The organism is Poseidonibacter lekithochrous, from assembly GCF_018861145.1.
GTDB lineage: Bacteria > Campylobacterota > Campylobacteria > Campylobacterales > Arcobacteraceae > Poseidonibacter > Poseidonibacter lekithochrous_A.
The window spans coordinates 412,445-438,324 of sequence record NZ_JAHKQT010000023.1 but is presented as its reverse complement, the minus strand read 5'-3'; the positions used below and the strand labels follow the sequence as shown (position 1 = coordinate 438,324).

Here is a 25,880-nt window from a genome sequence, read left to right as displayed (position 1 = left end):
ATGCCTGGAGTAGTAACACATATGGCTATTGCTGAAATAATAGCGGATAGATTAGATATGAATGTAGCTGATGAAGAAAAAATTAGTAATATAATTGAGAATAATGAAAAATATTATAAGATGGGTTCATTAGGACCTGATATGCTTTTCTTTGCACCTGATTATAGTCAAGATATAAAAGAATTATTAGAACAAATCACAAGCTTTTATGAAACTATTATTGAACCTATTGAAGAATTTCATGATACTTATATTGAACCAATAACTGATTTTGTAAGTGATGTAGGAGAAACTATTGATGAAGAAGTATTTTGTGGACTTTTTGGTGAAGTTGGAGATCAATGTGATCAAACAATGGAACTTGTTTCAGGAGTTATAAACAACTTTGTATTTTTAGCAGCAGATAGGAATATTGATATATTTGACATGATGCAACCTGCAATTCAAAAAGGTGAAAGTGAAAAGTCTTGGTATTGGTTTGATATGCTTCATTACAGAAAAACTGGTGACTTTGCAAAAAATATGTGGGCTAATGCTAAAACTGATAAAGAAAAAGCATTTGTTTTAGGATATGTAACGCATATTGCAGCTGATATTACTGGGCATCCTTTTGTAAATACAGCAGTAGGTGGACCTGCAAGATCTCACAATCAAAGACATCATTTCGTTGAAAATATGATGGATTCATGGGTATATGACAATATGCTTGGTCAAAGACTAACATCATCTTTTATACATAGAGATTTACCTCATGGCGAACTTTACGATGAAGAGGAATCACTACTTAGGACATTAGCTAGAAATGCAGATGAAGTTCCAGATGATTTAGATGGTATTTATGAAATAATGAATAGATCGATGAAAGATACTTTTCATTCAGAGATTCATCCTGAAAGATTAGATTCAGAGTACTTAACAAAAAAAGATTTAAACTTTTCATATTTAGCTATTTTAGCTTCAATTAAATCAGTATCTTCAAGTCATATTAGTAAACCAGCAGATCCTACTGAAGATATGTTTGATTCAATAAATGATGCAATGAATGAGTTTTTAGAAACAGTATCTAACCCTCCAACAAATTCTTCAAGTTCTAATGGTTCTTGTATTCCATTTTGGGATGATGATTGTGGTTTATCTGTGGACTCATTTCTTAATTTCTTAGAAAGTGTATGGGAAAATATTAGCTATTTAGGAGAACTTATTCAATGGGTTGGACAAGTTTTAAAAGATATGTGGGATTTAATAGCTTGTAGTATTACAGCACCATTAAAAGTAGTTATAAAATCATTATTTTGGATTATTCAATCTTCATTATATGTTATTTATGAAGAAGTTAGACAAGTACTAGTACTTGCAGCGTTATTGCCTCCTGAAAGTGAATGGTTAGATCAAAATCCTATAGCACAATCATGTGTTTCCTTGAAAGATAGATCTCCAGATGATGGACTTTTATATGGTAAATATTATCCACATAGAGCAGAGAAATCAAATAAAGGGTTTATTCGTTATCCAAAAACTTCACCTGAATCTGATACCACTGCACCTGGACCATATCCATATACTTCGACACCCGAAGATTTTATACTTAACACAGCCAATAATGAACAGTTATTTAGTGCTTATAGTCAAAGGGAAACTCCAATAGAGACTATAAAATTACAAGAAGAAACTAGATTAGAGTCTTTTGGTTCTTCAGTTGATGTTGCTAAAATACTAATGAAAAAAATATTTAATGGTAAAAGTATTCCTAATTGGAATTTAGATGCAGATAGAGGATTTGGATATAAAACTTGGAAGGTTAATCCTTCATCTAATTATAATCCTTTAGCTTGGAATAGTGGTAACGCTACAGTCAATGAAGAATATATAGATTAAAAAAGGCGTTTTAAACGCCTTTTAAATTTGATAGTCAGGTGTATTATCTTCCCATTCGAAAATAAAACACATTGGTAATTTATTCTTTTTATTTAAAAGAAGTGCTGTTACTATTGCAGAACCCATTATCGAAATAATAGCCAAAGCAGAAGCAAAAGCAAGTGTTGAAAGACCTGTAAGACCTTGTCCTACTGTACATCCAATTGATAAAACACCACCAACACCCATAAGTGCTCCACCTATCATATTGTATTTAGTTCTATTGATATTTTGAGCTGCAGTACATCCAAAACTATATTTTTTATTTATAAATGACATTATAAATGTCCCAAATAATACACCACATACCAATGAAATTGGAAATGATAATTCATTTACTTCATAATACATAAATAGTTCTAGAGTTTTTGCAGTTGGATAAACAAATGTAATTCCATCAAGAACAATTTCCCTCTCCATACTCTCAGCACCTACAACACCTGAAATATACCAAGCAAGTGATATTAAAATACCAATTACAACTCCATCCCAAAGGGTAAATAGTCTTTTGACTTTTTTGATTATAAATAGTAATAAAGCTACAAGTACAGCTAATACTACATATATATTCATAGTAATATTTGGTATGTAAGCAGATAGATTGATTAAAGTTTCATTGTTTATAATAGGTGATAATACACCATACAATAAACCTTTAGTTGTAGCATATGCAAAGATACCAATAAAAATAATTGTAATCAAAGAGTTTGAATCACCTTGAGCAAATTTTATTAGTTGTCTATTTCCACAACCATCTGCTAACATCATTCCTATACCAAAAAGTATTCCACCTGCAATAATTACAAAGTAATTAATATTTTCTTTATAGTACTTTGTTTCACTCAAATCAAGTTCAAAAACTGAAGACATAATTGCAGTTGCAATAATAGCAACTATCATTGCCATAACCACAGAAGCTGCTCTTTTCGTAGATTTTGTAAGAATATAATCTTTTATAGAACCAGAGAAACAAAACTGTTGTTTTTGAGCTACCATTCCAAATACAGTTCCTAGAACTAATGCTAAGATGTTTACTGTTTCAAATATTTCTAATTCAAACATATTATTTATCTATTCTCATTTCTTCTAAAACTTCTAAGATTTCGATTGCATCTTCATCTTTTAAGTTATTACTTTCAATGTCTATTAATACTTCATCAAAATATAGTTTAATATCTTCCATATATTTTAATTCATCTTTATCTTCTTTTGTAGATTTTTTTCCATCAACGATATCCATTAACTCATCAATGTTTTCATCAATTTCAGGTATTACATCTTCTTTTAATAGTTTTTCAAGTTCTGTTATTTTACTCATAAAATTTCCTAATTTTTTTTGAAAGTATATCAAAATAAGTTTCATTGCTTCATTATTTTGTATTTATAGTTAATTGAATGAGTAGAAAAGGAAAGGTTTTGTGAATATTTGTAAATAAAAAGGGAATAAATCCTTTTTATTTACATATTATTTATAACAATGAGCTGCTTTTACTTGACCAAATTTATTTTTAGTTCCAGTCTTGTCGCTTTTTGAAGAATAGTTTGTAGTTATTGGGTTACAAGAATCTATCCATTTATAAAACTCATAAACCTTTACCTTTTTAAATCCCATTTGTCTAAATGTTTCTGCTTCAATCGATGCTCTTCTAGCTGTATTACAAATAACAATTAGGTTTTGTTTTACAAAGTTGTCTTCATCATCAAGTGCATAGTTTGCAATTGCTTTTTCAGGAGCTTGTCTTCCTATTCTAACTGCACCTTTAATTCTACCTGCTGACCATTCTTCTTTTGTTCTTACATCTGCCACTATCCACTCTTTTGAAGCAATAGCTTCTTTAACTTCTTTCGTTGTTGCATAATTTCCAGCTTTTTTATTTTCAGCTACCATTTTACTTGTTAATGTTTTGTAATCAATAAATTCATTAGCTAGCAATGCACTACTTGTAAGTATTCCTGTCATTAGTAATATTTTTAATTTCATTAGTATTCCTTATGTTTTATTTATTGTCTATTATAAGAAATAATTATTAAAATAATATAAATATTTAGAATTAATTATAAGAAATACAAATAGATAAAAATTACTTATACTTATTGTAATAAATGTACCAATATTGGGGACTTTGACTTTTAACTTTTTATTATGTAAGATTGTTAAAAAAAGGACAGATTATGAAAAAGATATTAACATTTTTATTTGTAGGATTAATTGCATTTTTTACTACATTAAATGCTCAAGAAACAGCTGAACCAAAGGTTCACAAAGTTGTGATTCAAGTAAGCACTGATGATATGAGAACACAGAAAATTGCTTTAAATAATGCAGTTAATTTACAAAAACTTTATGGTCTAGATAATGTTGAAATAGAAATAGTTGCCTTTGGTCCAGGAATTACTTTACTTACTGATAAAAGTAGACAAGTTAAAAGAGTTGAAAGTCTTGCTTTGCAAGATATCTCATTTTCTGCTTGTTTAAATTCAATAGAAAAACTTGAAAGTGTAAGTGGATCAAAAGTTGAATTGTTAGAAGGTGTAGGAACAGTAAGAGCAGGGGTAGCTAGAATTATTGAATTACAAGAAGATGGATATTCATATATAAGACCATAAATAAAAAGAGTAATAAGTAGAATAAATTTCTACTTATTAAAAATTAAAGTTTAATCACATAGATTCCTTCAAATTCAACACATACTTTATTATCTTCGATTATTTTAGATTTTATTTTTAATGATGCACTACCTTTGCTATTTATTTTCTCTTTTAATATTGAAATTTCTTCTTTTGAAGGTTTTTGTGTATAGCAGATAATATCTTTTCTAACAGGTTTTAAATAAGAATTTTCATTTTTGATAATAACTATATTCTTACTATCAATTTCAAGTTCTTTAGAAATTAGCCAACAGATACTCCAAGCAGAAATAATTGTTATAGTACTTAGGCTTCCACCAAAGGCTGTACCTTTATCATTTATATTAACATTTAAAGGAGCAGAGGTAATTAATTCTTTTTCATTATAAGTATTTACTTTTAATTTCATTAGTTTAGTTAAGGGAATCTCTTCATGTAGTTTTTTTTCTAATTGTTTAAGCAAAGTTATCCTTGTGTATTATTTAATATAGAATTATAATAATAAAAGCTTAAAGCAATCTCCTTATCAAAAGCACAAAAGTTGTACATATATAGAATATATACAGATAAACTACTATTAAAAATAAAAGTGTGTATAAAAGTAGCTATTATAATTAACTCTTCTAAACACCTTAAAAGACTTAAAATAGATGTTTTTATCTATCTTCACTAATAATAAAGCTAGATATTGTAACTTTTATTTACAAAAATAAAAACTTGTACATCTCTTTACAATAATTGTACATACTAATTTTATGCTTTATGCTATAATCTTATCAATAAAATTAAATCAAATAGGAGATAATATATGAGTTTATTAGTAAATTATAAAGCACATACAGAAGAAAGAGCTAACGAAGGTGGTTTACCTCCATTAGCATTAACTGCTGAAGAAACAGCACAATTAGTTGAATTATTAAAAGCTGATACAGTAGCTGAGTCTGAGTACGTATTAGATTTATTCAACAACAAAATCAACCCAGGTGTTGATGATGCTGCTTATGTTAAAGCTGCATTTTTAAATGATATTGTTCAAGGTAATGTTGCATGTTCAGTAATTTCAAAATCTGAAGCTGTGAGAATTTTAGGAACAATGATGGGTGGATTTAATGTTGTTCCATTAATTGATGCACTTAAAATTGAAGAAGTAGCTGCTGCTGCTGCTAATGAATTAAAAAATACTATCTTAGTATATGATTCATTTAATGATGTTAAAGATTTAATGGATGCTGGAAACTCTTATGCAAAAGAAGTTATTGAGTCTTGGGCAAATGCAGAATGGTTTACTAACAAACCTGCACTAGAAGAAGAAATGACTTTAACTGTATATAAAATTCCTGGTGAAACAAATACAGATGATTTATCTCCTGCAACTGTTGCATTTACTAGGTCAGATATTCCATTACACGCAACTGCAATGTTACAATCAAGAATGGATAATCCATTAGATACAATGAAAGAACTTAAAGCAAAAGGTCACCCATTAGCATACGTTGGTGATGTTGTTGGTACTGGTTCATCAAGAAAATCTGGGATTAATTCTGTTCAATGGCACATGGGTAGAGATATTCCAGGTGTTCCTAATAAAAGAACTGGTGGTGTTGTAATTGGTTCTATTATTGCTCCAATTTTCTTCAATACTGCAGAAGATTCAGGATGTTTACCAATTGAAGCTTCTGTTGATGCTTTAGAAACTGGTGATGTTATTACTGTTAAACCATACGAGGGTGTGATTCTTAAAAATGGTTCAGTTGTTTCTGAATTTGATTTAGCTCCTAATACATTAACAGATGAAATGAGAGCAGGTGGAAGAATTCCATTAATTATTGGTAAAGGTCTTACAGTTAAAGCTAGAGAAACTTTAGGATTAGATGCTACAACTGCATTCGTTGCTCCTTCTCAACCAGCTGATAACGGTAAAGGATTTACTCAAGCACAAAAAATGGTAGGAAGAGCTTGTGGTATCGAAGGTGTTAAACCTGGTATGTACGTTGAGCCAATTGCTACAACTGTTGGATCTCAAGATACAACTGGACCGATGACTAGAGATGAGATTAAAGAATTAGCTGCACTTTCTTTTGGTGCTGATATGGTTATGCAATCATTTTGTCATACTGCTGCTTATCCAAAGCCAGCAGATATTAAATTAAGACATACTTTACCTGAGTTCATTTCTTCAAGAGGTGGAGTTACATTAAGACCAGGTGATGGTGTTATTCACTCTTGGTTAAATAGATTATGTTTACCTGATACTGTTGGTACTGGTGGAGATTCACATACTAGATTCCCAATTGGTATTTCATTCCCAGCTGGTTCTGGACTAATTGCATTCGCTGGTGTTACTGGTGCTATGCCTTTAACTATGCCTGAGTCTGTTCTTGTTAAATTCAAAGGTGAAATGCAACCAGGAATTACTTTAAGAGATTTAGTAAACGCAATTCCTTACCAAGCTATTCAAGATGGTTTATTAACTGTTGAGAAAAAAGGTAAAAAGAATGTATTCGCTGGAACAATTATTGAAATTGCTGGTTTACCTGACTTAAAAGTTGAGCAAGCATTCGAATTATCAGATTCAGCAGCAGAGAGATCAGCAGCAGCTTGTTCTGTTCAATTAGATAAAGAACCAATTATTGAGTACTTATCTTCAAACATCGCTTTAATTGAAAAGATGATCGAAGAAGGTTACGAAGATGCTAGAACTCTTCAAAGAAGAGCTGATAAAATGAGAGAATGGATTGCAAACCCAGAATTACTTCAACCAGATGCTGATGCAGAATATGCAGCAACTATTGAAATTGATTTAAATACAATTACTGAGCCAATCTTAGCTTGTCCAAATGATCCAGATGATGTTGATACATTAACTAACATCTTAGCTGATGATAAAAGAATTAAGAACATTGACGAAGTATTCGTAGGTTCTTGTATGACTAATATTGGATTATTCAGAGCACTTGGTGAAGTACTTAAAGGTGAGGGTGAAGTTCCAACTAAATTATGGGTTGCACCACCAACAAAAATGGATAAAGAACAATTAACTGAAGAGGGTTACTATTCAATCTTTGCAGCTGCGGGTGCAAGATTAGAAATTCCTGGTTGTTCATTATGTATGGGTAACCAAGCATCAGTTTCTGAAGGAGCTGCTGTATTCTCTACATCTACTAGAAACTTTGATAATAGATTAGGAAAAGGTTCTCAAGTTTATCTTGGATCTGCTGAAGTTGCTGCAGTTGCTGCACTTCTTGGAAGACTTCCAACAAAAGCTGAGTACATGGAAATTGTACCTAAGAAAATTACAGAAAAAAACAAAGAGGGTGTTTATAAATACTTAAACTTCCACGAAGTTACTTCTGAACAATTAACAAACTTAGTTCACTCTTAGGAACTATTTCAAAGATAAGTTGGGGTTTATCCCAACTTATTAACTCTTTAATATACTTCTAAAGGCTAATAGTTCTTATTATTTGGTAAGGTAATTGTAAATTTTGTACCTTTGTAGTTTTTTTCATTATATTTAAAGTGAATATTAGAAGCTTGAATATTTCCATCTGAACCATCAACAATAAGATTATATGTCATATGAAGACCTAGTCCTGTCCCTTGAGATTGATGTTTTGTAGTAAAATATGGATTGAATATTTTTGTAAGAATATCTTTTGGTATCCCTCCTGCACTATCTTTAAAAGTAATAACAACATCATCTTTTTTCTCTTTTACTTTTATGAAAATTAGTCTATCTTCTTCATTAAAATCATTTAATGCATCTTTACTATTGTTAAAGATATTGATAAAACACTGTATTAGTTCATTCGGAAAACCAAACATATTGATATTATGATCTGTTTCTACAACTAGTTTTATTTGGTGATTTTTTATAGAGCCTTCTACAAGTTGAATAAAACTATTTATGACATCTTTTAGGTTAAAGTTTTTTTTAGATCTATCACCTTTAATGAAATTCTTAAAATCATCTATTGTTTTTGAAAGGTACTGGGCATTTTTATTAATTGTAAGCATATTTTTTAAAAATATATCATCTGTTAAATCATTTAACTCTTTTAACATCATAGTACCTGTTGCACATGTTGATATTACAGATAGAGGTTGTCTCCACTGATGAGCTATATTACCTATCATTTCACCCATTGTAGCCATCTTTGATTGCTCATAAAGAAGTTTATCTTTAATATCTTTTTGTTCAATATTTCTGCAAGAAATTAAGGAATGCGTGAATTTCTTATTTATAGGTATTAGTGCTTTGCATGTATTTACTTCAAAAGTAGTATGATTCTTTATAAACATAATTAATCCAAAATCTTTTAATTCATTTAGATAATAATATGCATCGTCTTTTGAAATAAAATAGGGTAAATCTTTATTAAAATATTCTTTCTTAATTGTTTCTATATTTTTTTCTATATTTATAATTATTTCTAAAATTGTTGAGTCATTTTTAAAGATTTTAGGTTTTGCAGTGTGTAAATTATATTTACTATCATTTTGTTCAAATAATATAACTCCTGAACAATCTAATTGACGTAAATAACTTGTTAATGCATCTTGAACTGTTGTCTCTAATTCAAATGAAGTACCAATATTTAATAAGATTTCTAATAATGCATTATTTAGTTGTAGATTATTCATTGTCTTCTACCTTTGCTATTACAGCTGTTTTATTATAAAACTCTAAATAGTGTTTTTTATTGTTAGCTATTTCACCTAAGGTTAATGCACCAATTATAACGTGTTCATCATCATTTACAATATCAAGTTCCTTATGAAACTCTTCTTTTAGAAATAATACTCTTGAAATACAATCAATAAATAAAACAAAATAATTTTTTTCTTTTATTATTGTTTCTTCTTTAGCTTGTAAAGCTGCATTGATTAAAGAGTCTACATCTCCTTTTAAAACAGAGACAAAGGAGTTTTCATTGATTTCTCCAATACAAACTAAACTTGTATCTTCTAATATAATAGGATCACGTACTATTATGTCTCCTTGAAGTTTATTTATCCCTAATGGATAATCTTTTGCAATATCAAAGAAATTCTCTTTAGAAATACTTTTTTTAGAATATTTTTCTACAATCTCTTTATATGCATGATATGCAGGTTTATAATCCAATTCAATTATTCTATTATCTTTTGACTTTGTGACTTTAAGTGCCTGAGAAATAGGAGTCCAGCCATGTTTTACTCCTATTTCACTATTTAATATTGAAGATGCAATAACAGCACAATCTTCATGTATTCCAGTATTTGTAATAATAGAAGGTTTCTTTATAAAAGATAAAGAACCAGCTCCTGCACCTATATAATTAATTGATAAGCCAAAGTTATCAAATAAAGTTGATATTAAATTATTAATATTTTTACTTAAAGCATCAACAAAGACAAACATCATTTTTGTATCATTACTAAGTACATCATAATGCTTTTCAATTTTTTCATCTAAGACTTTGTTTGTGGAAGATGATAAATTTTTGATTAATAAAATATCTAAATAATCATCTAAGGGAACTAATATTGTTCCTTTTTTATAGTTTTTATTTTTATAAATTATTTGAGGGAAAATAGCTCCAATGATTGGAATTGTATGTTCTTTTAAAATATTGTTCATCTTATCTGTATTATAATTGTTTTCATCACAGCTAAGAATCAAAATAGACTTTGCACTTTGTGATAAATTATTTAATTCTTTTTCTAGCTTATTTATGTCATCGTTTATAAATTTAATTTTCATATTGTCACCACTTTAATAATTTCTAAAACATTGGTTTAACTACACTAATGTTAAAAATTGTACCATAAATAATATTTAAATAAGATATTTATTTAGATATGGAGTCTAAATATAATAATTTATATTCTTAATTTAATTATCTAAATATTATGATTTTTCTACATATTAGTTACATTTTATTTTAATAACTTTTTAGATACTATTCATGCTTTATTTTAAGGATTTGAACATGAGTACAGCACGATTTAGTCGCTTTGGATTTATTTTAGCAGCAGTAGGTTCTGCAGTTGGTTTGGGAAATATTTGGAAATTCCCTTATGTTACAGGTGAATATGGTGGTGGAGCTTTTGTTCTAGTTTATTTATTAACTGCCTTATTTATTGGGGTTTTTATTTTAATTGCAGAGTTATTAATTGGTAAATTAGGACAAAGTGATGCGGTTAGTATGTTTGAAAAACTAGCAACTAAGAAGAAAAATATTTGGAAATATGCAGGATTTATTGCGATTGTTCCTTTGATAATTCTTTCTTATTACTCTGTTGTAATTGGATGGATTTTTCATTATATTGCTATCTCCTTTCAATCTTTACCTTCTTCAGTTGAAGAATCAAAAAATATATTTATGGGTTTATTAACATCTGATTTAAAAACACAATTAATGTATCATACAATTGTGTTTGTATTAGTTACATCTATTATATTAAAAGGTGTAAAAGATGGAATTGAAAAGATAAATAAGATTTTAATGCCATTATTAGCCTTAATTTTAACTATTCTTTTTGTTTATTCTATTTCAGTTGATAGTTTCTCAAAAGCTGCATCTTTTATGTTTAATGCAGACTTTACAAAATTAAGCTCAGAAGCAGTTATTGTTGCAATTGGACAAGCTTTTTATACTTTATCTTTAGGTATGGGTATTATAATAACATACGCAGCGTCACTTCCTAAAAAAGTGAATATTGTAAAATCATCATTACTAATAGCAGTTATTGATACATTAGTTGCACTTGTAGCGGGACTTATTATCTTCACTTTATTATTTGATAAAGGCGCTGAATCAACAAAAGGTGCTGGGTTAGTATTCATTTCCCTTCCTTCTGTTTTTTATGAATTTGGTAGTATTGGTACTTTTTTAGCTGTTTTATTTTTTGTAGCTATTGCTTTTGCAGGTATTACATCAGCTATTTCAATGCTAGAACCTATGGTTTCATATTTTGTAAATAGATTTAATTATTCAAGAGTAAAAGCTGCATTAATATGTAGTATTTTCTTTTATGTACTAGGAATTGCTGCTTTATTATCAAATATTACAGATTATTCACCTATGTTAATGGTAGGAGATAAAAACTTATTTGATTGGTTAGATTTTGTTTCTTCAACTATTTTAGTTCCTTTAGGTGGAATTTTAGTTGTTGTATTTGTTGGACATTTTATGGATAAAGAAAAAATAAACGCAGAACTAATACCTTTAATAGGAACATTTTTTACAAAGGTTTGGTTCTTTATGGTTAGATATATTATACCTATAGCACTGATTATTGTAATTTTAAATGAAACAGGATTATTTAAATTCTAAATTAAAAGTAGGTACTTAGTACCTACTTCACTATCATTTTTGACTATAATCGATCCCTTCTTCCTATTACTTTAGAATAATAGTAAAACTATATTTAAATACTTATCACTACTAGATATATATTAAAACAAATCAAAAGGAAAATAATGAATAATAATTTTAAAACAACAATATTAAAACCTGTATTTATACCATCAGTGTTATTTATAATATTGTTAGTAGTCTTTACAGCTATTAGTCCAGAGCTTGCAAATAATATTTTTAATACAGTAAAGAGTTTTGTAGCAGAAAAATTTGGCTGGCTTTATATGCTAAGTGTAGGAATTTTTGTACTTTTTGTACTTTTTTTAGCAATTTCACCTTTTGGTAAATTTAAACTAGGTCCTGATCATTCAAAACCTACATATAGTAATTTATCATGGTTTGCAATGTTATTTTCAGCAGGAATGGGAATAGGGTTAATGTTTTGGGGTGTTGCTGAACCTGTTATGCAATATGTTTCTCCTCCTGTTGGTTCAAAAGAGAGTATTGAGTCTGCAAAATTGGCTATGAATATTGTATTTTTTCATTGGGGAATTCATGCTTGGTCAATCTATGCCTTAGTTGGATTGGTATTAGCATATTTTTCTTTTAGACACGGTTTACCTTTATCAATTAGATCAGCATTATATCCTTTAATTGGTGAAAAGATTTATGGTGGAATTGGACATACTGTTGATACAATTGCTGTTTTAGGTACTGTTTTTGGTGTTGCTACTTCACTTGGTTTTGGTGTTTTACAAGTAAATTCAGGTTTAAACTATTTATTTGATATTCCAGTTGATATTATTACTCAAATAATATTAATATCTGTTATTACTGCTTTAGCTACTATTTCAGTTGTTTTAGGTTTAGATGGTGGAATAAAAAGATTATCAGAAATAAATCTTTACTTAGCAAGTTTTTTACTTCTTTTTGTATTTATTGCAGGTCCTACTTTTTTTCTTTTAGGTGCATATGTTCAAAATATTGGAGCATATTTATCAAATATTGTTGAAATGACATTTAATCAATATATTTATGATAAAACTTCTTGGATGAGTTCATGGACATTGTTTTATTGGGCATGGTGGATTGCTTGGGCTCCTTTTGTTGGTATGTTTATAGCTAGAGTTTCAAGAGGAAGAACTATTAGAGAGTTTGTAATAGGTGTACTTTTTGTTCCTGCTGGATTTACATTTCTTTGGATGACAGTATTTGGAAATAGTGCCTTAGATGCTATTATGAATGATGGTTTTGTAATGTTAACTTCTGCTGTATCAGCAGATGTTTCAACTGCACTTTTCAAATTCTTAGAACATTTTCCTTTCTCTGGATTTACTTCAATTATTGCAATTATATTAGTAATCACTTTCTTTATAACTTCAGCAGATTCAGGTGCTCTTGTAGTTGATACAATTGCATCAGGTGGAAATGATAAAAATCCTGTTTGGCAAAGAATCTTTTGGGCAGTAACTCAAGGTATAGTAGCTATTGCTTTATTAATTGCAGGTGGTTTAGGTGCCTTACAATCCGCTTCTATTATTATTGCGATACCTTTTGCTATTGTTATGTTAATTGCTGCTTGGGGATTATATAGAGCTTTAAAACTTGAGACGATTAGAAATGAAAGTTTAAAACATCATATGAATGCAGGTCGTCATGGAAAAATAAGTGGTTCTTGGAAAGTAAGATTAAATAGAATTATTGAATTTCCAAATAAAGATGAAGTGGAAAGATTTATAAATGAAGATGTTACATTTGCAATGGAAGCTGTAAAAGAAGAGCTTTCTTCATATTCATGGAATGCAGAAATAAAAAATGACAAAGAAAAAGCTATTTCTATTTTAAGAGTAGAGCATTCTGAAGATTTTGATTTTATCTATGAAGTTCGTACAAAGAATTATGATACTCCAAGTTATGCATATCCTGAGTCAATAAATCCTACTAAAGAGCAAAAAAGGTATTCAAGAGTAGAAGTTTATTTACAAGATGGAAATAAAGCATATGATATTTATGGTTATGATCATAATGCAATTGTAATTGATATTATAGATCAATTTGAAAAACATAGACATTTTTTACATAATACATCAACATTAAACCCAGTAGTTCCAATAGATTAATTACTACTTTTTATACTATAATATCAATCTTAATAAAAAAGGATTGATATAGTGTATAAAGCGGTACATTTAATTACAAATGAGAATGACGAAGAAACCCTTAAAAAAATTACAGATTATATAAAAGAAAAATATACTTTAGAAACTAAGATATTTTCAAATACTCTTCGAATAGATAAAACCCATGATAAAACTTTACATCTTTTACTTTTAGATGATAAAAATGTAAAAGAATTTTTAAAAGACAATCTTAATAGCAGTATTCAAATAGGTCTTTTACCTCATGATCAATGTCCCAATACAATAAGTAATTATGGTATTTGTTCAGATATCTATGAGGCAATAGATGATTCATTAAATCTTGAATTGTTAAGCAAAATAGATCTATTAAAGTGTAATGATAATATTGCTTTAAATCGTATTTCTATTGGAGATATGCATGGAATGAATCGTGTTGATTATAATAAAAATAGCAAATTTCAGAAATTTAAAATATTTTATAAGAACTTAAAAGAGTTAACATTTAGGACTTATACTTTAACAACATCAAAAGAACACTCTATTCAAACAGTGGCTTCTGGAATAACTATTTTAGAACATTCAACTATAATAAATAAACAATCAGCAATTAATGATGAACTATCTATTCATGATGGAAAATTAAATGCTTATATCTTAGCTCCAAATTCACTATTCTCTTATATTTGGTATTTAATAGCGATATTTTTTTATCAAAAAATATCTTTAGTTTCCTTACCAAAAAGTTTAGGATATATAAAAACTGAGAAATTAACAATCTCTTCGGATAATATTTTAGATTATAAAATAGATAATTGTGAACTACATCAAGCTTCAAATATTGAACTTGAAGTATTAAAAGATTGTGTAAGTCTACATTTAGGAAGAGTTTTATTAGATGTTGTTAGTGCAAATAGTAATAATACAGAAGAAAAAGATGTTATTAAAGTAAACTTATTACCAAAAGGTGAGTTGAAAAATATTTTAATTAACAATAAAATCCCTTTAATTAAAAAGGCTAGTGACGATGATTTTAAAGATTTATTAACAGTTTTAAAAGATAACTCAAAGTTTTCAGCAACATATTTAATTCTTATGATTTTAAGTACATTATTAGCTACTACCGGACTTTTTGCAAATTCTGCACCGGTTATCATTGGTGCAATGATATTAGCCCCTTTAATGGCTCCTATTATCTCACTATCAATGGGTATAATTAGAACTGATCAATTTTTATTATTTAAAAGTATTAAAACACTGGCTATTGGTATTTTTATGGCTTTACTATTCTCTTCTGTTTATACACTATTTATTCCTTTAGAACAAATAACTGCTGAAATGCAAGGGCGATTACATCCAAATTTATTAGATTTATTAGTTGCTGTTTTTTCTGGAATTGCAGGAGCTTATGCTACATCTAAAGAAGAAATTGCAAAATCACTTGCAGGTGTTGCAATTGCTGTTGCCTTAGTTCCACCTTTAAGTGTTACAGGTATTGGAATTGGTCTTGGAAATTTTGATGTAATTTATGGCTCATTTTTACTTTTTATTACTAACTTAGTTGGTATTACACTAAGTGCTGCCTTAACTTTTATAGTTTTAGGATTTGCCCCTGTAACAAAAGCAAAAAAAGGAGTATTCTATACTTCCCTAATCATGGCTATAGTAGCTATTCCATTGTTTTTATCATTTATGAAAGTAGTAGATAGAAATAAGTATTTGGATGATTTAAATAGTATTAAAACTATAACAATAAATAAAGAAAAAATAGATTTAAAAATTAACACAATAGAAAATAGAAAAGATAATATATTAGTAAATATTGAAGTGATTTCAAATAAACCATTAAGTCTTACAACATACAATAGTATAAAAAATAAATTACAAGAAAAAACAGATAAAAAAATTGTTTTAAAAGTAACACCTATTTTTCTATTAAATTAGAAAATAGGGTAGTTACCTTCTTTTATTCCTAACATCTTTAATCCATAATAAATTTAAAATAAATACAGATAAAAATGCTAAAACAGTAGATGTGATAGCCGTACCTACATATAAAGATAAAGCTATTTCATTTATATTTTCATTCATAGTTTCAAAACTAAATTCAATAGGATCTTTCACGTTTAATACAAAATTTCCTAATTCATACTCAAAATAGTAGATAAAAGGCATTGTCAGTGGATTGGAGATCCAAACTAATAAAATAGTAATAGGTAAGTTAACGTTAAATATAATGGCTAATAATGCTACTAAAGGCATTTGAAAAGGCATTGGTATAAATGCTACAAAAATACCAATAAAAACACCACCTAGAATTTTTCTTCTTGAAGAACTCCATATTTCTCTTTTATTAAGTAGTTTACCAAAAATCTTTAATATCTTTTGTTCTTTAATTTTTTCATGTGATGGTAAAATTTTTCTTAATCTTGCTCTTGGCATTTTCCCTCTTTTTAATACAATTTTATATTATATTGTGAAATTTATTAAAATTGATAATTATAAGGAGAAAGATAATCAAAAAATTATTCTAAGTTAAGTTTATAACCAAGACCTGAATAGTTTTTAATTATATTTTTAAAAGTTTTCTTTCTAAAATCTCTGATTAAAGATTTTAATGCAGCATTTGTACAGTCCTTATCCCAAATATAATATTCCAATTCTTCATAAGTGATTATTTTTTCAGGATTTTGAATAAGTAGATTTATTAGTAAACTCTCTTTTTTATTTAAAATATAAGAAATATCATCTTTTATAATACTTTGTGTTTGAAAATTAAAGAAGATACCTTTTGAAAGTTTTGTATTACTATAAATTCTTCTCTCAATTATCTCCATACATTTATTAAGCGCTATTATAAGGGTGTCTTTTGTAAATGGTTTTACAATATACTTTGTAATATAAAGCTCCATTAACTCACTTAAATATTGATTTTCTTGATTATTTGTTAAAACTATAAAGGCCGTTTTTATATCATCTTTTCGTAAATCTGATAAAAAATTAATAGTGCGTTTATCTTTAAACGCACTATCAACTATTATTAAACAAGGGGAGTGTTTAAAATATTGTTTTTTAGATTCTTCTATTGTTTGGGAAAAGAAAACTTTATTAACGCTCTCATATAGTATTTCAGATACCTCTTCTTTACTACTTTGATTATCCGTAATATAAAGAACTGATAAATCTGAAAGTTCCATATTACTCCTTTATTAAGTCAATTATTTCATCTGTTGTTTGTACTTTTGCAAAAGCAAACTCTAAAGCATACATATATGCTGCATGAACTGAAGCAGCATCTACTTTTACACCTTTAAATTCTAAGTCATGAGTTGCACAAGCATCATGAGCTACAAAACAGTTATATCCAAAATCACTAGCTGCTCTAGTAATAGAATCAATACATATATGTGACATTGCTCCAACGATAATAACATTTTTTATATTAGAATCATCTAGAATCTCTTTAAGTTTTGTATCTTTAAAAGAGTTGACATTGTGTTTTAAAACTTGTATTTCATCGTTTAAAGGTTTTAAAGATTCATGTATTTTTGCACCTTCAGTATTTGGCTGAAAAAATGGAGCATCAGGTGCTTCAAACTCATGATGAACATGAATAACTTTAATATTCTGTTCTCTACATTGCTTTAAAATCTTAAGTGCATTAAAAGTAGCATCTTCTGTTTTATCTAATTTCCATTTAGCAGTTTGAAAAGTAGGGAAGTAGTCATTTTGTAAATCAACAATAATTAGGGCTGTATTTTTCATTTTTTAATCCTTTTTTTTTAATAAAAAATTATACAAATAAAAAGGAGGAAAAAAGAAGGATTATAGAAAAGTATTTTATAATTTAATATTTAAAAGTATAGAAAAAAAATGAAAATGTATAAGTATAATATGAAAAATAGTATAGATATGATAAGTGAATATTTATATCTATTAAAATGCTCATAAAGTAGTATAAGATAAAAATACACAACAAATGTAATAGTATTATTATAGTTTAAATAATAGCCTTATAGACTATATATAAGCTATTTTAAAATCATAAAGATCTTTAATATCTATACAATTATTTAAAATATAATGAAGAACTCACATTTAAGAATAACAGGTTAAATAAAGTTTAGAACTCTTTGAAATTAAAAGAATAGTATATTATATATTATACATATTTATACTCTTTGTTTTTGAAAAAAATATAGATTTATTGTTATATTAGCTAAATATATTATTTAACTTTAATAATAACTCTTAAATTAAATAAATAGGGTAGGGCTTATGTGTTTTTTACAAGCTTTTAAATTTTAATATAAATTAATTTTATATAGCTATTTATTATAAAATTAATGTTATACATAATAGTTGAATTATAAGAATATCTATATGTATACATAATGTATATAAATACTCTATATACATTAATATGTAGTGCTTATAGAATTAATAATTTTTTGAAATAAAAATCATTATATAGATTATTAAAAGAAGGTATTGTATTCAATTAAATATTACAAAGTGTTAGTATTATAATATATATAAAAGATATACAATATAAAATAATAAATTTTATTTTTCTGATTTATTAAGATAGATAAAATTACTATATGCTAGAATTACAAAAAAATTAAGGCTAAGAAAATATGATTAAAACAACTCATGAAATATCAAATGAAGATGGATATATTAAGTATAACTTTTTTGAAATACATCCTAGTTTAGAAGGAATTTTAAGTGATGATTATTATAAATATGCTTCAAAAGATTTTACAAAAGATGAATTATGTGAAGCTTTGTATAAAGAAAATTTTTATGATAAATATGATGAATCTCAATACAAAGAAGTATATGAAAAATATATAAACAATAAGAACTTTAAAGATAAAGCGTTGTTTATTTATTCTGTTATTGATTTTGATAGATATAAAGAGTTTGCTTTAGCAAATGATACTATTGAAAATCCAAATGAATTGACTCTTACTTATAGTATTCTTGATAGTTCAGGTGTTAAAGTTAATATTTATAATTTAACAATAACTGATATTTCTTTTGTTTTTTAAAATACACTTTTTTTAATATTCTATCCTTTACATCTGTTATGCTATAATTCCGCCTATTAAAAACTAAGGCTTATGTATTATGGAAACACCAGAAGTAAAAACACAAAAATTTATAGTAAAATTTTTCCCAGAAATTATGATTAAAGGTTCATCTGCTAAAAAGCAGATGATTAATCAACTTTTTAACAATCTTACAAAACTTCTTAAACAAATTGATGAAGAAATAAACTTACGAAAATTCTTTGATAAAATTGAAATAGTATGTCCAATTGATTTAGTTACAGAAACTAGACAAGTACTTTTAGAAACACCAGGTATTGAACTTGTGTTAGAAGCAATTCAATTTGATCAAGTTACTACATTAGATCAAATCAAAGTTATTGTAAATGATGCTATGTATCAAGAAATAGAAGGTAAGACATTTGTAGTTAGAGCTAAACGTTCAGGAACTCATGATTTTAAATCAACTCAAATAGAGCAAACTGTTGGTGGATATATGCTAGCACATAATAAAACTAAAGGTGTAAATTTAAGAACTCCTGAAGTTACTATAAATGTAGAGCTTATGAATAATCAATTAAATATCATTACTTTAAAACATAAAGGACTTGGTGGTTTCCCTCTTGGCACTCAAGGTGATATTTTATCTTTAATGTCAGGTGGTTTTGATTCTACAGTTGCATCGTACCTTACAATGAAAAGAGGAATTAAAACTCACTTTATTTTCTTTAACCTTGGTGGTGTTGCACATGAAATTGGTGTTAAACAAGTTGCTTTATATTTATGGAATAAATTTGGTTCCTCTCATGATGTTTCATTTATTTCTGTACCTTTTGATGATGTGATTACTGAAATATTCAGATCAACTGCTGAATCATATATGGGTGTAACTCTAAAAAGATTAATGCTAAAAGCTTCTGAAAAAATTGCTGATGATTTAGGAATAGATGCTTTATTAACAGGTGAAAGTGTTGCTCAGGTATCAAGTCAAACATTAAGAAACTTAGCTTTAATTGATCAAGTTACAAATAAACTTATTTTAAGACCACTTTCAACTATGAATAAGCCAGAGATTATGAGTATTGCAAATGATATTGGTACAAGAAGATTTGCAGAAACTATGCCTGAGTATTGTGGTGTAATTTCAAAAAATCCGATTACTCATGGTTCTTACAAAAGAATGGAAGAAGAATCTAGAAAGTTTGATTATTCTGTATTAGATACAGCTGTTGAAAATGCTGTTAGTATTAAAGTAAAAGAAATTGTAAATGATGTTTCAGATATTGGCCAAATGGAAGTAATTAGTGATCTTACAAGTGGAGAATTTACTGTTATTGATATTAGACAAAGTGATGATTGTATTGAAACTTCTAGTGAAACTTTAAAAATTCCATTTTATAAATTAAAAAGTGAATTCAAAAAACTTCCTAAAGATAAAGAGTATTTATTTTATTGTGATAAAGGTATTTTAAGTCAACTACACGCTCAGTATTTAAGAGATGCAGAAAACTTTACTAATATAAGAGTTTATAGACCATAAACCCTTACTCTAAAAATAAGAAATAAAGTGAGTATAAACCCACTTTATTTTTAAAATTGTATTGCAATTTTACCTATAGCTTTTCCTGATTCACTTAGTTTATGAGCATCTTTTATATTTTCTACATTAAATCCCTGAAAAGTTTTTGATAATGTTGTTTTTATTTTACCACCATCAACTAATGTAGCAATTTCACTTAATATTTCACCTTGTTTTTCAATATCATTTGTATTAAACATTGGTCTTGTAAACATAAATTCCCAGATAAAAGTTACTGATTTTGATTTTAATTTATTTATATCAACAGGTATTTCTGCATCTACAATTGAACAGATTTTTCCTTGTGGAGCAATAAGTTCTGCCATGGCATCCCAATGAATTTCAGTATTTGCTACATTAAAAATATAATCAACAGTTTCAAAACCTGTATTTTTCACTGAATTTACTAAATCCTTATGATTTACTACATAATCTGCACCCATTTTTTTACACCAAGAAATTGTTTCTTCTCTTGATGCTGTTGCAATTACAGTTAAGTTAGTGCTCTCTTTTGCAATTTGTGTAGCAATAGAACCAACACCACCAGCACCACCAATGATTAGAATTGTTTTTTTATCATTTTTATTTATGTTCATTCTATCAAACATTGCTTCCCACGCAGTTAATGAAGTAAGAGGCAATGCCGCTGCTTCATCATCTTTTAAAGAAGTAGGAGCTAGGGCTACTATTCTTGAATCAATTAGTTGAAACTGCGAATTTGAACCATTTTTTGAAACATCTCCTGCATAAAAAACTCTATCACCTATTTTAAAATTTGTGATATGTTCTCCAATCTCATCAACAATACCAACTGCATCATATCCAAGTATTTTGGGTTCATCAAGAATAATATCTTTTGCCGCATTTGCTCTAACTTTTGTATCAACAGGGTTCATTGATACTGCACTTACTTTTATAACTATATCAAAATCTTTTGCTTTTGGTTTTTGTATATTAAATTCAATTAAACTCTCTTTGTTCTCAATTTCTTGTGATGTTTTAAATCCTATTGCTTTCATTTATTTCCTTTTATTTTGTTTTTTATAAGTAAATTATTCCATGTTTTTTATAAATTAAAAAATCTTGAATTATTTTTTGTCTTGATTCTTTAAAAAATGCTTTTAATTCATCGGCTAAATTTTTACGTTATTGAACCAGATTTTAAATAAGTAATATCTAAATCTTTATTTAAAAAATATATGCTTGCTAAACTAGCAAAAGGATGATAAATTTCTATATTATTAAACGATGGTTTCGCTGGTAATAATTCAAATCCTACAAAAGTATTATCTACTGAAATTTTTTTTGTCATATATTCCCCTTAAGTTTTTTTATAAGTATAGTCAATAAGAATAATTAATTCTCTATCTTAAATTTCAAAATTATTATCTTATATTGCTATTAATCCTATCTTATGTTATAGTAAGATATGAAAAAAGACACAAAACATATACGAGCAGATATTGTAAACAAATCACTAAACTATATTTATAAATATATTGATACAAATATAAATCTTGAAGAATTAGCAAAGTTAAATAGTGTTAGTAAGTTTCATTTTCACCGTATTTTTAAAGAAGAAACTGGCGAAAACTTATTTGATAGAATAACTTCTATAAGATTACAAAAAGCAGCTAACCTTCTTATTACTAATAATTATTCAACTGTTACCCAAATTGCTAACTCTTGTGGATATGCCTCTCATACTTCATTTATTAAAGCCTTTAAAAAACGATTTACATATACACCAAGTCAATGGAGAAAAGGATCTTTTAAAAATTTTACTAAAGATAAATTAGATTTAGAAGAGAACTTTTTAGAAAGCTTTCATGGATTAGAACCAAAGATAAAAGTAATTCCTAAAAAAACATGTGCATATATTAGATATAAGGGGTATGATGGAGTCGCTCTTTCAAAAATTTGGCAAAGACTTTTAGCATTTGCATATCAAAGTGGACTAAATGACAATACTCAAATTGGGCTTTATCATGACAGTACAATTATTATTCCCTATGAAGAGTGTAATTATATTGCAGCTTTAGAAGTAAGCCCAGATTTTGTACCAACTAATTCTATAAGTAAATTTGAAGTTCTTGAATCTTTATGTGCAGTTTTTTTCTATGAAGGTAAATATGGAGATATTTGTAAACTAATGACTTATATTTATCAATACTGGATGCCAAATAGTGGATATGAAGCTATAACTCTTCCTTCCTATGCGATATACCATCAAAATCATTATTTAGAAGAGAATGAAACGTTTATTTTAGACTTTTATGTTCCAATACGTGTTGTCTAATTTTTATTATCTAATGTATATTTATTAATACATAGTTAATTTGAAGGTTTTATAAAATGTATATAGTATAGTTTTTACTAGGGCTTGTTACTCTTTTGTTAACAAATTTTAAGTATAATGCAAAAAAATTATTACTTATGAAAAGGGGGACTTCTATGGAAAGTATAGAATTTTATTTACTAATTACATCTTTTTTATTACTTCTTAGTGTTGTATCTAGTAAATTATCAAATACATTTGGAATACCTTCTTTATTTATTTTCCTAGGATTAGGAATGCTAGCTGGTTCTGATGGGGTTTTAGGAATATATTTTGATGATGTTGAACTAGCCCAAAATATTGGAACTTTAGCACTTATTTTTATATTATTTGGAGGTGGTTTAGATACTACTTGGAAAGCTATTAAGCCTGTTTTAAAAGATGGTTTGATTTTGGCAACACTTGGAGTAATTTTAACAACTTTTTTTGTAGCTTTATGTGTATATTATTTACTTGATTTTACTTTTTTAGAATCTTTATTATTAGGTGCAATTATTTCTTCAACCGATGCAGCTGCTGTTTTTGCAATATTAAGAGCAAAAGGTATTTCTTTAAAAAAGAGACTTTCTCCACTTTTAGAGCTTGAATCAGGAAGTAATGATCCTATGGCGATTTTTTTAACAGTTGCTATTTTACAAGTGTTAATGTTACCCGAGAGTTCGACACCTGCTGAGTGGATTTTCAAGTTTTTCTTACAATTTTTTATAGGTGGAGTTTTAGGATATTTATTTGGATATTTATTACCAATAATATTAAATAGAATACATTTAAATTTTTATGGTCTTTATCCAGTATTTACAATAGGATGGGTTTTACTTTTATTCTCTTCTTCTGTATTACTTGAAGGGAATGGTTTTTTAGCTGTTTATATAGCAGGAATTGTTGCAAATACAAAAGAGTTTGTTCATAAAAAGAACCTTATTGGTTTTCATGATGGATTATCATGGATTATGCAAATTACAGTTTTCTTAGCTTTAGGACTTTTAGTTTTTCCCTCAGCACTTCCTGATGTGGCATTAACAGGTTTATCTATTGCTTTTTGGTTAATGTTCGTTGCTCGTCCTGCTGGAGTGTTTTTAAGTACAATGTTTAGCTCTTTTACTTTTAAAGAAAGGGCTTTTATTTCTTGGGTTGGTTTAAGAGGAGCTGTTCCTATTATTTTAGCAACCTATCCTTATTTACAAGGATTTGAGAAATCAAACTTGATTTTTAATATTGTATTTTTTATTGTATTATTTTCAATTTTAATTCAAGGTACAACACTTCCTTTAATGGCAAAATGGTTAAAAGTTGAATCAAAAAAGAAAGATGTAAAATCAGAAAAACTAGTAGCTTCACCACTTTTTTATCATACATTAAAACAGTTTTATATTGAACCAAAGTCTAAAGTGATAGGATTGAGTATTATTGAACTTGATTTACCAGCAGATTTTTTAATTCTTTTGATAAAAAAAGACAAAGATTATATAAAACCAACAGGATCTACTCTTTTAGAAGAAAATGATATGCTATTAATTCAATGTAATAGTGATAGAAAATATAAAAAGATACTAAAGAAATTTAAACCAGAAGATGAAGCTCTTTAAAAAGCAAGCCAATTTTATTGGCTTGACTAGAAAATAAATAAAAATAAATAAATACAAACACCCATATATGAGCTAATTGTTAAAGAAAGAAAAATAGCTTTTCCTATTCTTTTATGCTTTGTACTTTGTATAGTTTTAAACTTGTCTTTTTTATATGCTTTAAAAGAAGTAATAAAAAGATATAACCATCCTGAAATAGATGCAATTGCAATAATGATATGAATAATTAAAAATACTAACATAAAATTATATGAAATATTTGTATCTTTTGAATACTCTATAAATCCACCAGAAACTCTAATTCCAATTTCAAATATAATAACAACTAAAAGTGTTACAAATAAAAGAACTGCTTGAGAAGAAAAATGTTTTTTATAATTCTTTTTAATTGCATAATAAATACTAAAAGCTAGAAGAAATGGAAGTAGTGCAAAATAAATTGTAACTAAATCCATATACATAGGAGCTCTTGTTCCTAAAAAACCTATTTGTGAAAACAAAAACTTAATCTTTGTTTTGGTTTTTTATTGCTTTTTCAATTAGAATAAAACCAAAAGGTATAAGAGAATATACAAATAACTGTAAACCTAAACCTTTATTCCATTTGCACTTAAACATAACATTGAATAGTGCAATACAAAATAGTATAAACAGCACACCATGTGCCATACCTACTACTTTTACTAAATAAGGGTTGTCTGCTAAGTATTTCATTGGCATTGCAATAAATACTAGTATTAAATATGAAAGACCTTCAATAAGTGAAATAAGTCTAAATCTTGAAAATGATGTGTTTAACATTTGATTCCTTTTGTAAATAAAAAATGATTATATTAAAAAATGATTAATGAAAAGATATAATATAGTATAAATTAAAAAAAAGAGTTAATATGGATATGAGTAAAATTATTTTTGCCCTTTTAGTATTATATATACTTGCAGATATGGCAAAAACTTATTTATTTTAAAAAAGAAGAATTAATCTTCTTTTTTATTTAAGTCACATTGTTTTGAAATCATGCAGGCAGGACAAAAGTTTGCAACACCAGCTATTAAAGGAATTATTCCTAAATAAAACCATGGATTACCAGTATATAAACCAATAGCAATTAATACAAGACCTAATATAATTCTTAATGGTCTACAAAAAGCTCTCATTTTTTCAAAGATATTCATAAGTTTTCCTTATTATTTAATATTTAAATATTATAATTATATCTTATATAAACTTAACTTGTTTTAAACTTTTGAATTTTGCCATTAATTATACATCTTTATCTTACGGCTTAAGTTT

General features: G+C 27.2%; 24 protein-coding genes. 10 read left to right on the top strand and 14 right to left on the bottom strand.

Annotated elements, in window-relative coordinates; translation table 11 throughout:
• Nucleotides 1–1,875 (top strand): zinc dependent phospholipase C family protein, encoded by a 1,875-nt coding sequence (locus KO488_RS10395; RefSeq protein ID WP_216058732.1) that lies wholly within the window; start codon nucleotides 1–3, stop codon nucleotides 1,873–1,875.
• Between the two features lie 21 nt (nucleotides 1,876–1,896).
• Here KO488_RS10395 and KO488_RS10390 read toward each other — a convergent pair whose 3' ends face one another.
• From KO488_RS10390 to KO488_RS10380, 3 genes are all read right to left on the bottom strand, one after another.
• Nucleotides 1,897–2,976: a YeeE/YedE family protein gene (locus tag KO488_RS10390; protein WP_216058731.1), complete on the bottom strand. Its 1,080-nt coding sequence runs from the start codon at nucleotides 2,974–2,976 to the stop codon at nucleotides 1,897–1,899.
• A 1-nt stretch (nucleotide 2,977) separates the two neighbouring features.
• The gene (locus KO488_RS10385) at nucleotides 2,978–3,232 is read right to left on the bottom strand and encodes a hypothetical protein (RefSeq protein ID WP_216058730.1); all 255 of its coding nucleotides are present in this window, start codon (nucleotides 3,230–3,232) and stop codon (nucleotides 2,978–2,980) included.
• 147 nt (nucleotides 3,233–3,379) lie between these two features.
• A complete protein-coding gene (locus KO488_RS10380) occupies nucleotides 3,380–3,895 on the bottom strand; it encodes a rhodanese-like domain-containing protein (RefSeq protein WP_216058729.1) in 516 nt (171 codons plus the stop codon).
• 191 nt (nucleotides 3,896–4,086) lie between these two features.
• Here KO488_RS10380 and KO488_RS10375 point away from each other — a divergent pair, with 191 nt between their 5' ends.
• Nucleotides 4,087–4,521, top strand: coding sequence for a DsrE family protein (locus tag KO488_RS10375; protein ID WP_216058728.1), 435 nt, complete (start codon nucleotides 4,087–4,089; stop codon nucleotides 4,519–4,521).
• A 43-nt stretch (nucleotides 4,522–4,564) separates the two neighbouring features.
• Here the strand turns inward: KO488_RS10375 and KO488_RS10370 are convergent, their stop codons facing one another.
• Nucleotides 4,565–5,005: a YiiD C-terminal domain-containing protein gene (locus tag KO488_RS10370; protein ID WP_216058727.1), complete on the bottom strand. Its 441-nt coding sequence runs from the start codon at nucleotides 5,003–5,005 to the stop codon at nucleotides 4,565–4,567.
• Between the two features lie 345 nt (nucleotides 5,006–5,350).
• Here KO488_RS10370 and KO488_RS10365 point away from each other — a divergent pair, with 345 nt between their 5' ends.
• On the top strand, nucleotides 5,351–7,924 hold the full coding sequence (locus KO488_RS10365) for a bifunctional aconitate hydratase 2/2-methylisocitrate dehydratase (protein WP_216058726.1): 2,574 nt from the start codon (nucleotides 5,351–5,353) through the stop codon (nucleotides 7,922–7,924).
• 65 nt (nucleotides 7,925–7,989) lie between these two features.
• Here the strand turns inward: KO488_RS10365 and KO488_RS10360 are convergent, their stop codons facing one another.
• Entirely contained in the window at nucleotides 7,990–9,186 is a 1,197-nt protein-coding gene (locus KO488_RS10360) for a sensor histidine kinase (protein WP_216058725.1), read from the bottom strand.
• Nucleotides 9,179–10,288: an FIST signal transduction protein gene (locus KO488_RS10355; protein ID WP_216058724.1), complete on the bottom strand. Its 1,110-nt coding sequence runs from the start codon at nucleotides 10,286–10,288 to the stop codon at nucleotides 9,179–9,181. Before KO488_RS10355 ends, KO488_RS10360 begins: the two co-directional genes overlap by 8 nt.
• Before the next feature lie 229 nt (nucleotides 10,289–10,517).
• Here KO488_RS10355 and KO488_RS10350 point away from each other — a divergent pair, with 229 nt between their 5' ends.
• The 3 genes from KO488_RS10350 (at nucleotide 10,518) to KO488_RS10340 (ending at nucleotide 15,970) form a co-directional block, all read left to right on the top strand.
• Nucleotides 10,518–11,864, top strand: coding sequence for a sodium-dependent transporter (locus tag KO488_RS10350; RefSeq protein WP_216058723.1), 1,347 nt, complete (start codon nucleotides 10,518–10,520; stop codon nucleotides 11,862–11,864).
• A gap of 146 nt (nucleotides 11,865–12,010) precedes the next feature.
• Nucleotides 12,011–14,008 carry a BCCT family transporter gene (locus KO488_RS10345; protein ID WP_216058722.1) on the top strand — a complete coding sequence of 666 codons (1,998 nt, stop codon included), beginning with the start codon at nucleotides 12,011–12,013 and terminating at the stop codon, nucleotides 14,006–14,008.
• A 51-nt stretch (nucleotides 14,009–14,059) separates the two neighbouring features.
• On the top strand, nucleotides 14,060–15,970 hold the full coding sequence (locus tag KO488_RS10340) for a TIGR00341 family protein (RefSeq protein ID WP_216058721.1): 1,911 nt from the start codon (nucleotides 14,060–14,062) through the stop codon (nucleotides 15,968–15,970).
• Between the two features lie 12 nt (nucleotides 15,971–15,982).
• On the opposite strand, the gene KO488_RS10335 is transcribed toward KO488_RS10340, so the two are convergent.
• From KO488_RS10335 to KO488_RS10325, 3 genes are all read right to left on the bottom strand, one after another.
• The gene (locus KO488_RS10335) at nucleotides 15,983–16,468 is read right to left on the bottom strand and encodes a DUF2062 domain-containing protein (protein WP_216058720.1); all 486 of its coding nucleotides are present in this window, start codon (nucleotides 16,466–16,468) and stop codon (nucleotides 15,983–15,985) included.
• Nucleotides 16,469–16,551: 83 nt separating this feature from the next.
• Entirely contained in the window at nucleotides 16,552–17,223 is a 672-nt protein-coding gene (locus KO488_RS10330) for a response regulator transcription factor (RefSeq protein ID WP_216058719.1), read from the bottom strand.
• 1 nt (nucleotide 17,224) lies between these two features.
• Nucleotides 17,225–17,791 (bottom strand): cysteine hydrolase family protein, encoded by a 567-nt coding sequence (locus KO488_RS10325; protein WP_216058718.1) that lies wholly within the window; start codon nucleotides 17,789–17,791, stop codon nucleotides 17,225–17,227.
• Nucleotides 17,792–18,666: 875 nt separating this feature from the next.
• On the opposite strand from KO488_RS10325, the gene KO488_RS10320 reads away from it, so the two are divergent.
• Nucleotides 18,667–19,083, top strand: a complete 417-nt coding sequence (locus KO488_RS10320; protein ID WP_216058717.1) for a hypothetical protein — start codon at nucleotides 18,667–18,669, stop codon at nucleotides 19,081–19,083.
• A 79-nt stretch (nucleotides 19,084–19,162) separates the two neighbouring features.
• Complete coding sequence (thiI, locus tag KO488_RS10315) at nucleotides 19,163–20,623, top strand: tRNA uracil 4-sulfurtransferase ThiI (RefSeq protein ID WP_216058716.1); 1,461 nt, start codon at nucleotides 19,163–19,165, stop codon at nucleotides 20,621–20,623.
• A 50-nt stretch (nucleotides 20,624–20,673) separates the two neighbouring features.
• Here thiI and KO488_RS10310 read toward each other — a convergent pair whose 3' ends face one another.
• Together KO488_RS10310 and KO488_RS10305 are read right to left on the bottom strand one after the other, a co-directional pair.
• A complete protein-coding gene (locus KO488_RS10310) occupies nucleotides 20,674–21,681 on the bottom strand; it encodes a zinc-binding alcohol dehydrogenase family protein (RefSeq protein WP_216058715.1) in 1,008 nt (335 codons plus the stop codon).
• A gap of 122 nt (nucleotides 21,682–21,803) precedes the next feature.
• Entirely contained in the window at nucleotides 21,804–21,974 is a 171-nt protein-coding gene (locus tag KO488_RS10305; protein ID WP_216058714.1) for a hypothetical protein, read from the bottom strand.
• A gap of 117 nt (nucleotides 21,975–22,091) precedes the next feature.
• On the opposite strand from KO488_RS10305, the gene KO488_RS10300 reads away from it, so the two are divergent.
• Together KO488_RS10300 and KO488_RS10295 are read left to right on the top strand one after the other, a co-directional pair.
• Nucleotides 22,092–22,961 carry an AraC family transcriptional regulator gene (locus KO488_RS10300; protein ID WP_216058713.1) on the top strand — a complete coding sequence of 290 codons (870 nt, stop codon included), beginning with the start codon at nucleotides 22,092–22,094 and terminating at the stop codon, nucleotides 22,959–22,961.
• Between the two features lie 155 nt (nucleotides 22,962–23,116).
• Entirely contained in the window at nucleotides 23,117–24,586 is a 1,470-nt protein-coding gene (locus tag KO488_RS10295) for a potassium/proton antiporter (RefSeq protein WP_216058712.1), read from the top strand.
• Between the two features lie 26 nt (nucleotides 24,587–24,612).
• On the opposite strand, the gene KO488_RS10290 is transcribed toward KO488_RS10295, so the two are convergent.
• The 3 genes from KO488_RS10290 to KO488_RS10280 all read right to left on the bottom strand — a co-directional run bounded on the left by KO488_RS10290 (nucleotide 24,613) and on the right by KO488_RS10280 (nucleotide 25,762).
• Nucleotides 24,613–25,086: a DUF420 domain-containing protein gene (locus tag KO488_RS10290; protein WP_216058711.1), complete on the bottom strand. Its 474-nt coding sequence runs from the start codon at nucleotides 25,084–25,086 to the stop codon at nucleotides 24,613–24,615.
• Nucleotides 25,087–25,090: 4 nt separating this feature from the next.
• A complete protein-coding gene (locus tag KO488_RS10285; RefSeq protein ID WP_216058710.1) occupies nucleotides 25,091–25,387 on the bottom strand; it encodes a DUF3817 domain-containing protein in 297 nt (98 codons plus the stop codon).
• A 177-nt stretch (nucleotides 25,388–25,564) separates the two neighbouring features.
• On the bottom strand, nucleotides 25,565–25,762 hold the full coding sequence (locus KO488_RS10280; RefSeq protein WP_216058709.1) for a DUF2892 domain-containing protein: 198 nt from the start codon (nucleotides 25,760–25,762) through the stop codon (nucleotides 25,565–25,567).
• Nucleotides 25,763–25,880: the final 118 nt, after the last annotated feature.